This is a genomic window from Chryseolinea sp. T2 (assembly GCF_037203685.1).
Lineage (GTDB): Bacteria > Bacteroidota > Bacteroidia > Cytophagales > Cyclobacteriaceae > Chryseolinea.
This window is the reverse complement of the sequence record NZ_JBBCAU010000005.1, coordinates 533,694-543,879: the sequence shown is the minus strand read 5'-3', so window position 1 is coordinate 543,879 and position 10,186 is coordinate 533,694. Positions and strand designations below refer to the sequence as shown.

Annotated in this window: 5 protein-coding genes; 4 read left to right on the top strand and 1 reads right to left on the bottom strand. The window is 49.5% G+C overall.

Features of this window, described 5'->3' with window-relative positions:
- Positions 1-600: 600 nt before the first annotated feature.
- The gene (locus WBG78_RS18985) at positions 601-2,490 is read right to left on the bottom strand and encodes an Nramp family divalent metal transporter (protein ID WP_337328046.1); all 1,890 of its coding nucleotides are present in this window, start codon (positions 2,488-2,490) and stop codon (positions 601-603) included.
- A gap of 272 nt (positions 2,491-2,762) precedes the next feature.
- On the opposite strand from WBG78_RS18985, the gene WBG78_RS18980 reads away from it, so the two are divergent.
- From WBG78_RS18980 to WBG78_RS18965, 4 genes are all read left to right on the top strand, one after another.
- Complete coding sequence (locus WBG78_RS18980) at positions 2,763-3,398, top strand: response regulator transcription factor (RefSeq protein ID WP_337328045.1); 636 nt, start codon at positions 2,763-2,765, stop codon at positions 3,396-3,398.
- A 104-nt stretch (positions 3,399-3,502) separates the two neighbouring features.
- Positions 3,503-4,381: an N-acetylglucosamine kinase gene (locus WBG78_RS18975; protein ID WP_337328044.1), complete on the top strand. Its 879-nt coding sequence runs from the start codon at positions 3,503-3,505 to the stop codon at positions 4,379-4,381.
- 268 nt (positions 4,382-4,649) lie between these two features.
- Positions 4,650-8,078: a SusC/RagA family TonB-linked outer membrane protein gene (locus WBG78_RS18970; RefSeq protein ID WP_337328043.1), complete on the top strand. Its 3,429-nt coding sequence runs from the start codon at positions 4,650-4,652 to the stop codon at positions 8,076-8,078.
- A 12-nt stretch (positions 8,079-8,090) separates the two neighbouring features.
- Positions 8,091-9,920 carry a RagB/SusD family nutrient uptake outer membrane protein gene (locus tag WBG78_RS18965; RefSeq protein ID WP_337328042.1) on the top strand — a complete coding sequence of 610 codons (1,830 nt, stop codon included), beginning with the start codon at positions 8,091-8,093 and terminating at the stop codon, positions 9,918-9,920.
- Positions 9,921-10,186 lie beyond the last annotated feature (266 nt).

Here is a 10,186-nt window from a genome sequence, read left to right as displayed (position 1 = left end):
CAACAGTACCCGTTGGAGTTACCCACATTCCAACATCGGTTCAATAGTAATACTGACACAGTTTATTTTACAGACCCGCTTGGAATCTAAAATTACGGTTAGCAACGAAGTTACGAGAACCTTCTCCTCACCAGAGAGGCACCAGAGAGGCACCAGCCATCCGTCATTACCCCAGGTGCTCCGCTGTTTCAATGCTGTTCAACCGCACTGTTGCCGCACTACGACCGCACCTCCTACGCTCTGGAACCAGAGTTTCCCTATCTCCAACCACAGTTTTCTCATTGCTCTCCACACTTCTCCCATCTCTGACCAATCGTTCACCAGTCTCCTCCAGACTCCGGCCGCACTTTTCCCACAGTCACACCGGACTTTCCCACACTATTCCTCACTCTCACACTGTTCCTCACTCTGTTCCACCGTACCGCCCATACATTATCAATTATCAATCAACGCCGTTTAGCTACCGTAAACTTTTACATTTGACATTTAGTGTTTTACATTTTGCGGTTTTCCACGGTCACTAATTGGGACACGAATGCCTCGGGTCGCCACACAATCTGAAGGATGTTAAACTATCAATTATAAATTATCAATTTCTTTCTAAACCCGCACGATCAGCACCGGGATCTTCACCCTGTGTCGCACCGTGTCGACGGTAGTGCCAAAGATGAGATCTTTGAAGAACTCGTGACCGTGAGCTCCCATCACCAAAAGATCGGCATTAAATTCCGTTACCAGTCTCGGAATACGACGTCGGGGATTGCCGTATCCGATCTGAATATCCACCTGGAAGCCTTTAGAGATTAACTGGTCCCTATAGTTCTCCAATGATAACACGTCATTGCGCGACTCGTGATCCAGAATATCACTACCATACATCATGGCCCCGGCCGTCTCCACGATGTGCAGCAGCACGTATTTCGCGGTCGGTCCACCTTGAGCAAGCGCACTTTGTATGGTCATGTTGTCGATATCGCTGAAGTCTAACGTGATGGCTATTCGCTTGTATACCGGCCCGCTGCCAACATCAAGTTTGATAGCCTGGCCGTGAGGTACGGTAGTATCCCTCTCAACACGGCGGTCGATAAATGGCTTCACGGTGATATACAGGAGGAGAAATCCAGCCGCCACACATATAGGCACCACAGTAATCCAAAGGATCCACGCATTGTCGCCAGCTTCACTCAGCCATCCGGACACTTCCTGAAGCACAAGCTTCACATTCAACGACACGATGATGCCGGCAATTACCCATGCAGAGATCTTCATCCACGGCTTGATCGCATATTCACCCATCTTCTCGCGATCGCTGTTGAAGTGAATGAGCGGAATGATCGCGAACCCGAGCTGCAGGCTAAGAACAACCTGGCTAAAGATCAGCATCGCGCCCGTTTCCGATTCACCATAGATAAGAATGACGATCACCGCGGGCACGATAGCAATAAGACGCGTGATGAGCCGGCGCAACCATGGGGCAATACGCAGGTTGAGATAGCCCTCCATAACGATCTGACCCGCCAGGGTTCCGGTAATAGTCGAGCTTTGTCCTGCTGCAACCAGCGCCACACCAAAGAGGAGGGGGGCAAGCTCAGTCCCGAGCAATGGTGCCAGCATCCGGTGTGCATCCTGTATGTCGGCAATATCGTGCATGCCGGCGCGGAAGAATGTCGAAGCGGCAAGTATCAATATCGCAGCGTTTACGAAGAACGCGGCATTCAGCGCTATGGCAGAATCTAAGATGTTGTATTTAATCGCCGTCCATATACCGCGCGGCGACTGATCAAAACGACGCGTCTGTACCAGCGACGAATGCAGATACAGATTATGTGGCATCACGGTAGCTCCGATGATACCGATGGCTATATAGAGTGCCTCGTCTGTCGGAAGTGTCGGAACAAATCCCCGAACCAGTGCGCCTGCATCAGGCTTTGCCAGGAACATTTCGATAAGGAATGCACCACCGATAATCGCCACAAGGGCAATGATGAACGCCTCAATCTTTCGCATTCCGTAACTCTGCAAAACCAGCAACAGCAGTGTATCAAGAACTGTAAGACTCACACCCCAGATCAAGGGAAGACCAAATAACAACTGCAATCCGATGGCCATTCCAAGCACCTCGGCCAGGTCGCACGCTGCAATGGCGATCTCTGCCAGTATCCACAGAAAGAAATTTACGGGACGGCTATACGTCGAACGGGAAGCCTGTGCCAGGTCAAGTTGTCGGACAAGGCCCAGTCGCGCGCTGAGACTCTGAAGTAGCAGCGCCATGATATTTGACATGAGCAATACCCATATGAGCGCATACCCAAACTTGGCCCCGCCGGCAAGATCTGTTGCCCAGTTACCGGGATCCATATAACCAACGCTCACAAGGTAGGCCGGCCCCATAAAGGCAAGCAACTTCCGCCAGCCCCGGCGATTCGTGGCATCAATCGAGGCATTCACCTCACTAAGTGATTTCATTTGGGAAGCACGGCGAGATTCCATAATACGATGTTAGTACAAATATACAGCATTAATTAGACTAACCTAAAAAATAAATTAGGTCGTTGTTATCTCTCCCAAGGCCGATGACTGGCGTGTGCAATTACCGCCGCACTTGTTTATTACATTATTCGGATAAGGATCACGCCGCCAGCAACCCCGGAAAGTCACAACACGTTGATCAACAAAGGGCCGGCTAACCGGTCATGTATTTTAAAAGCGTTGCTGGAAGGTTTCAGATTCTTTGTGTTACCTTGTTATCATTCCCTTTAGCCATGACCCGATTACTGCTAGCCGACGATCATCAGTTGTTTGTAGACGGACTAAAGTCCCTTCTCGTTGACGAAGACGATTTGTGTGTAGTCGGCGAGGCAAGCAATGGACACGAGGTCCTTGAATTCTGCGATAGGGAACCGGTCGATATCGTCATCATGGACATCAACATGCCGGTAATGGACGGCATCCAGGCATCGCGCGAATTATCAAAGAAGCATCCTTCCGTTAAAGTTCTGGGCCTTTCCATGTACAATGACAGGGATTTTATTTCCGATGTTCTCAAAGCCGGAGCATTGGGCTATGTGCTGAAGAACACCGGGAAGGAGAGCCTTTTAAAAGCGATTGCCACTCTGAGGTCGGGAGAAAGTTACCTTAGTGATGAAGTCAGCAAAACACTCCTCAGCGGGTTCATCCGGCATATGCCTTATGAGCAGGCCGCCGAGAAACTGTCCGATCGCGAAAGTGAAGTACTGGAATGTATCGCATCAGGCCTTACAACCCATGAGATAGCCGACAAGTTGTTCATCAGCAAAAACACAGTCGAGACCCACCGCAAGAACCTTTTGTACAAATTGAGAGCACGCAACACTGCTGAACTCATCACCAACGCGTACAAGCAAAGACTGATTCAGTGATTTTCCTAAATCCCCATTTTCGGGGATGCGATAAGTAGCCTCAGAAGTAATATTTGTCCGGATGGATAGGTATCCGTCGCACGCGTTCCACTCGCCCGACAAATATGTTACTCATTGCAGATAGCGGCTCTACAAAAACTGATTGGCGGCTTGTTGATGACACCGGTGTTTCGGTTGCTTCAATAGTCACTGAAGGCCTTAATCCATATTTTCTTCCACAGGAAAGAATCGCTGCGATTGTTCGTGAAAAGATACTTCCGCTGGCAACCAGAATTGACAAGGTCTTTTTCTATGGCGCAGGATGTGGTTCGGCAGTTAAAGCGGACCAGGTACGTATTGCGATCGATACAACGCTGAACATGCGCCTTCCCACAGAAGTCTCCGGCGATATTCTCGGCGCTGCCAGGAGCTTACTGCAGGACAAACAGGGAATTGCCTGCATACTTGGCACCGGAGCCAATTCCTGCCTTTACGATGGACAGAAAATCACGAACATCAGGCCTTCATTAGGTTACATGTTTTCGGATTGGGGTAGCGGTACCGTTATGTGCAAAGACCTGATCGCACTGTTGCTACAGGAGAGATTACCGGCTTCTATGCTGGATGATTTTAAGAACACGTACAAGCTGGAGCGTACAGAGATACTCGACCAGATCTATAATAAACCACTGCCAAACCGCTTCCTGGCTTCATTCACTCCGTTCCTGCTGAATTACGCGGAACTACCTGAGTGCGAATCTATCATCGTAGGCAACTTCAGAAAGTTCTTTGAGTATTACGTTTGCCCTTATCAAAAGAAAGATGGAGTGACCAGATTGAGTTTCACGGGTTCTATTGCCTTTCGCTTTCGCGACTATCTCACGCGCGCAGCCAACGACTTTGGATTCACTATCCAACATGTCGTCCAGCGTCCCATGGATGGTCTGGTGCGGTATCACTGCCTGACAGTGCCGCTTGGAAATCCGGTACAGTCCTCACCCTAGTCCTTAGTCCTGAGTCCTTAGTCCTGAGTGGGTACAGAGTATTTAAAGTATGATAGTGCGCCTGAGCAAAGATTGTATAGGCATTTATCTATAATACTTTGAGTACTAACAACAACTCATGACTCATGACTCAGGACTCAAGACTAACCTTCCGCGAACCAGTGATATTTCCAAATCACCATTTTCAGGGATGTAACTGCTTTTATAAATAGAAAGATTTGGTCATTGAGCAGCGTGCTCTCCCTTAACTCATTAACCTAATCAAACTATGAAGAAAATTCTACAATGCTACTTGTGCGCAGTGGTGTTGCTTCTGACTCATCCACCTGGTATGGCGCAGACAAGATCCGTTTCGGGTACCGTCGTCGGCAACGATAAGGTTGCAATTCCTGGAGTTACCGTTGCCCTGAAAGGCAAGTCTGTCGGAACGGTAACTGATGCAAGCGGAAAGTTTACGATCAATGCTGAACCGTCGGACGTTCTCGTCTTTAGCTTCATCGGCTTTGAATCGCAGGAGGCAACAATTGGTGATTCGCGTGAGCTGTCGATCGTCATGAACGAGAGCATTGCGAGCTTACAGGAAGTTGTCGTGGTGGGATATGGCACGCAAAAGAAAACCAACCTTACCGGCGCCGTCGCATCCGTTGATACCAAACTTCTGGAGTCGAGGCCAATTGCCGATGCAGGGCGTGGTCTTCAGGGAACAACGCCTGGTCTTAACATCGTTATCCCGAGTGGTGAAGTTGGGTCCGACCCGTTGATCAGAATTCGCGGGCAGCTGGCTTCGTTATCGGGTGGTTCTTCTCCATTGATCCTGCTCGATAACGTAGAGATTCCTTCCATTCAACTCGTGAACCCCAACGACATCGAATCGATATCTGTCCTGAAAGATGCTGCATCCGCTTCTATCTACGGAGCCAAAGGCGCTTTCGGTATTATCCTGATCACAACCAAAAAGGGTGCAAACAAAGAGGGTGTAAACGTATCCTATACCGGCAACCTTGCCTTTCAGAACATCTCGAAAGACATGAAGATGGGTGGGATCGATGCGATGGAATATTCCATGCTCGCCTTTGAGCGCGCAGGCGCGACGCGCTCCGGCGCATTCTGGATCGTTACACGCGAGGGTTATGAAAGAGCAAAGACATGGCAGGACAACTGGGGCGGCGTGGTTAAGCCTAACGATCCCATGCTATACGGCCGCGACTGGTATGTCGACGTGAACAACTTCAAAATCGGATTGAGGATGTACGATCCATACGATTATATGGTTAAGGAATGGACGCCCACGCAGCAACATAACTTATCGGTTAGTGGTCAGAGTGGTAAAACAACGTACAACTTCGGATTCGGATTTCTCGACCAGAGTGGAATGATCAAGCCTGCCCAAAAGGATGAGTTCCAGAGATACAATGGCTCCATTCAGGTGTCAACCGAAGTAACGGACTGGCTGAAGTTTAACGTGGGCGCGATCTATTCAAAGCGAACAAAGTACTATCCGTATGCAACCAACTCTACAACGGCCGATCCCTGGCTATATATGTACCGTTGGGCGGCAACGTATCCAATGACAACAGAAGATGGTGATCCTATCCGTAGCCCTGCCTCAGAAATGGCTGCGTCGAATACGGCCTACCAGGAAACAAACTACACCAACCTCACTGCCGGCTTTACGATCACACCGGTAAAGAACTGGATGATCAAGTTTGACTATAACCACGCGAACGAAGAATACATCAACAAACGTCCGGGTACTCGTTTCACAGGGAGAGATTCATGGAGCGCTGCCGTCCCCAAGCTTGACGGGAATGGAAACCGCATATATGTGAATGATGCCGGCGAGGAAGTCGCCTCTACAACACCAGGTGCAATTCCTGCGTTCGAGCTGAATCAAACAACGTATACCGCTGCTGGCGCAAATCCAGATCACGTATATCGCTATGCGGGCAACAACCAGCGGAATACAATCAACCTCTATTCGACATATGATCTGAACATCAATACCTCCAATGCATTCAAATTCACGCTTGGTATGAACCGTGTCTCATATGAGACTTCCAACAGCTGGTCGCAGACAACACAGCTCACTGACTATTCAAATCCTCAGTTCGATCTCGCAACCGGAACACAAACAGCAGGTGGTGGCGAATACTGGGATTCGCAGCTGGGATTCTTCGGTCGCGTGAACTACAACTTCCGGGAAAAATATCTTGTCGAAGCTAACCTTCGCTATGACGGAACGTCGAAGTTTCCCACCGACCTCAGGTGGAGAACCTTCCCTTCGTTTTCTGCAGGATGGCGTGTTAACGAAGAAGCATGGATGGGATGGGCACATAGATTTCTGGATGAGTTCAAGCTGCGCGGCTCATGGGGTACCATCGGCGATCAGTCTGTTCCGGGCAGTCTCTACATTCCAACGATCAACGGAGCGTTTAACAACTGGATCATCTCCAATGCAAAGCTTTATCAGTTCGGAGCGCAAACTGTCGCGCCATCACCTGTGGGCTACGGTACGCCGCTTGCCGTTTCACAGTCGGTGACCTGGCAGGACATTACGACACTCGATTTCGGTGCCGACGTACGTGTACTCAACGGCGCGCTGGGACTCACATTCGATTGGTTCATGCGCGATACCGATAACATGATCGTTCCGCAGGAAGGCATTCCGGCAACCTTCGGAACGCTGGCGCCGCAGAGCAATTATGGTTCCCTGCGAACAAAAGGCATCGAGCTTCAATTGGACTACGCGCACCAGTTTGAAAATGGCTTGCGAATGAATTTTGTAGCAACGTTTGCCGACGCGGTAACGAAGATCACCAGTTATGGCACCACAAAAAGCATCGGTACAGTTGCCGTTCCATCATATTATGTAGGAAGAACCTACGGTGAGATCTGGGGTTATGAAACAGATCGTCTGTATCAGACCGATGACTTTACCTATGATGCAGCAGGTAAGTTGGTCACTGTAAAATCAGCTGATGGATTTACCGTGAATCAACTGGCTGATGAAACAGCAGCAACGCAGGGCAAGCTTCAGGCAGGAAATTTCCTCTTCGGACCCGGCGATGTGAAGTTCAAGGATCTTAATGGTGATGGTGTTATCAATGATGGTAACCGGTTGACGGACGATCATGGCGATCTTAAGAAGATAGGCAATTCCACGCCGCGATTTGAATTCGGTTTCCGTGCTGGTGCATCCTTCAAGGGAATCGACCTGAACATCTTCCTGCAGGGCATTGGAAAGCGTGAAGTATGGGGCGATGGATTCCTGGCTATTCCGGGATACAACTCAGCAGACGGTGCCATGCCTCAGGCTTTCGCCGGAGATTTCTGGCGCGAGGACCGCACTGATGCCTTCTATCCAAGGCCGTACAATCAGGCGGGAAGCAACACTACGCTGAACATGCAACCGCAGACACGATACCTGCTCGACATGTCGTACCTGAGAGTAAAGAACATCACACTAGGGTATACGTTGCCGTTGTCACTTTCTCAAAAAGTGCACCTCACCAAAGTTCGCATCTATGGCTCGCTGGAGAACTTCATAACGTTCGATCATCTCGGCGATCTGCCGATTGATCCGGAAGAAGTGGCTGGCTACTCCATGTGGAACGATACAAACTACAACCTCGGTCGTACCGGAGTTGGTATTCCGACCTTCAAGAGTGCTTCTATGGGTCTTCAGTTGAGCTTCTAAACACTTCGAATCATGAGAACAACTTCTATAATACTTTTGATGATCGCGCTTCTGGCCGGCAGCTGCGACGATTTTCTTGACAGGCCGCCATTGACACAGGAGAACGACGACAGCTATTGGACCAGTGAGAACAATCTCAGGCTCTTCGCCAACGGCTTCTACAATAACTTCTTCGTGGGTTACAACACCGGCTTCACGGTCGACTATGCGCCGATGCGTGGCTACACATTTTCTGATGACCTGAGTTCTACGGGTAAGCAGGCAAACTTTGAAACTCAGGCACCGCCCTCAAGATCGTCTGCCACTGAAACAGCACTTTGGTTAACAAATTATGCGGGTCCTACCTGGGACTTTGCCTGGGTGAGAAAGGCCAACCTGTTTCTTGACCGCACCAATAGCATGCAGGACGTTTACCTCAGCGAAGAAGAATACAAACACTGGAGCGCTGTTGCACGCTTCTTCAGAGGCTATGAGTATAGCCGTCTCGTTAGCGTGTTCGGAGATGTTCCTTATTACGATCATCTTCTGCTCGATTCCGAAACTGATATCATGTACAAAGACCGTGACGATCGGACAGTAGTAATGGATCAGGTCTACAATGATTTCGTGTACGTACTGGCGAACATGCGCGTTCTCGACGGATCGAACAGTCAATACCTGAACAAGTTTATTGCTGCGGGATTTATCTCGAGATTCATGCTGTTCGAAGGAACGTGGCAGAAGTATCAGGAGGGCAATTCAGAAAAAGCCAAACAGTATCTGCAACTCGCTGTTGATGCTGCAGATGTGGTAATGAAATCCGGGAAATGGTCTTTTGGTAGCAACTTCCGAGCATTGTTTGGTTCTGAGAACCTCGCCGGCAATCCGGAAGTATTAATGTACAGGCAATACGATGCTGCATTGTCGGTAACACACAGCATTGCTTCTTATTCGAATATCACAGAGAGCCAGGTACCGGCAGCAAACCTTGATCTCGTCAGATCATTCATCGCCACGGATGGCAAACCCTATAAGCTGTCGTCAGTAGCGAATGCTGATCAGTTTAATATTGGCAACCTGATTAAATCGCGTGACTCCAGATTTGAGGCCACGTTCTGGGATGTGCCGCGTTCACAGTCCGCTTCACTCTTGTATTCCGATAAGTTCATCGACAGGGAGGGACCGACTTATGCCGGCAGCACATATCCCGCCCGTTATGGATCGAACACTAATACGAATGACGCTCCGGTGTTGCGTCTCGCCGAAGTGGTTTTGAACTGGATCGAAGCAAAGGTCGAACTGGAGACAGTGGGAGGGGCCGGTGCAACACAGGCGGATATTGATGTTTCTATTAATGCCATCCGCAACCGTCCGCTCGATGCAGCGGCGCTTGCAAAAGGAGTGGTAAAAACAGCACCGCTAATGTTGGCAACACTTCCTGATGATCCGGACCGCGATCCAACGGTGTCGCCACTGCTCTGGGAAATCAGGCGAGAACGACGCATGGAATTTATCTTCGAGCACACACGACTGCTCGACCTCAAGCGCTGGAAAAAAATCGGATACATGGACGCCGCCATGAATCCTGACCTGCTACGGGGACCGTGGGTCAATTTTCAAACGGAGTTTCCCGAATGGCTGGTGCCGGCAAAGGTGAACATACTGAAGGTTGAAAAAGCCGACGGCACAATCGTGACCTATAATGGAACAAATGCTGCCGACATGGTGGGCTATTATGTCATCGAAAACAGCACGAACAGAGATCCATTCACCGATCGCGTTTACCTCGCACCGGTGGGTAACAACGAAATCAGTCAGTATCTGGAGCGTGGATACACGCTTACACAGACTTCCGGCTGGTAATTAATGTAATTTGGGTTTGATTGTTTATAAGGGTCCCCGCTCCGAGAACCGGAGCGGGGTACTCATTTCTGACCGTTCATGTCTCGGCGTTCATGTCAGACCGTTCATGGATACCACTATTAATCCGGTGGTCTGCTACGGGTCGCCGGTCATCCATTTTGGCCACTCAACCCATTAATGAACCTGTTTAATATTTATTCGGCAACACGGTATCGGTACATTCCCGTCATATTTGTATAATGTTCTATGAAGAATCCTTGTAAGCA

Coding starts and splice junctions, on each gene's coding strand:
- WBG78_RS18985 (WP_337328046.1), bottom strand. CDS start 2,490: ATGGAATCTCGCCGTGCTTCCCAAATGAAATCACTTAGTGAGGTGAAT.
- WBG78_RS18980 (WP_337328045.1), top strand. CDS start 2,763: ATGACCCGATTACTGCTAGCCGACGATCATCAGTTGTTTGTAGACGGA.
- WBG78_RS18975 (WP_337328044.1), top strand. CDS start 3,503: ATGTTACTCATTGCAGATAGCGGCTCTACAAAAACTGATTGGCGGCTT.
- WBG78_RS18970 (WP_337328043.1), top strand. CDS start 4,650: ATGAAGAAAATTCTACAATGCTACTTGTGCGCAGTGGTGTTGCTTCTG.
- WBG78_RS18965 (WP_337328042.1), top strand. CDS start 8,091: ATGAGAACAACTTCTATAATACTTTTGATGATCGCGCTTCTGGCCGGC.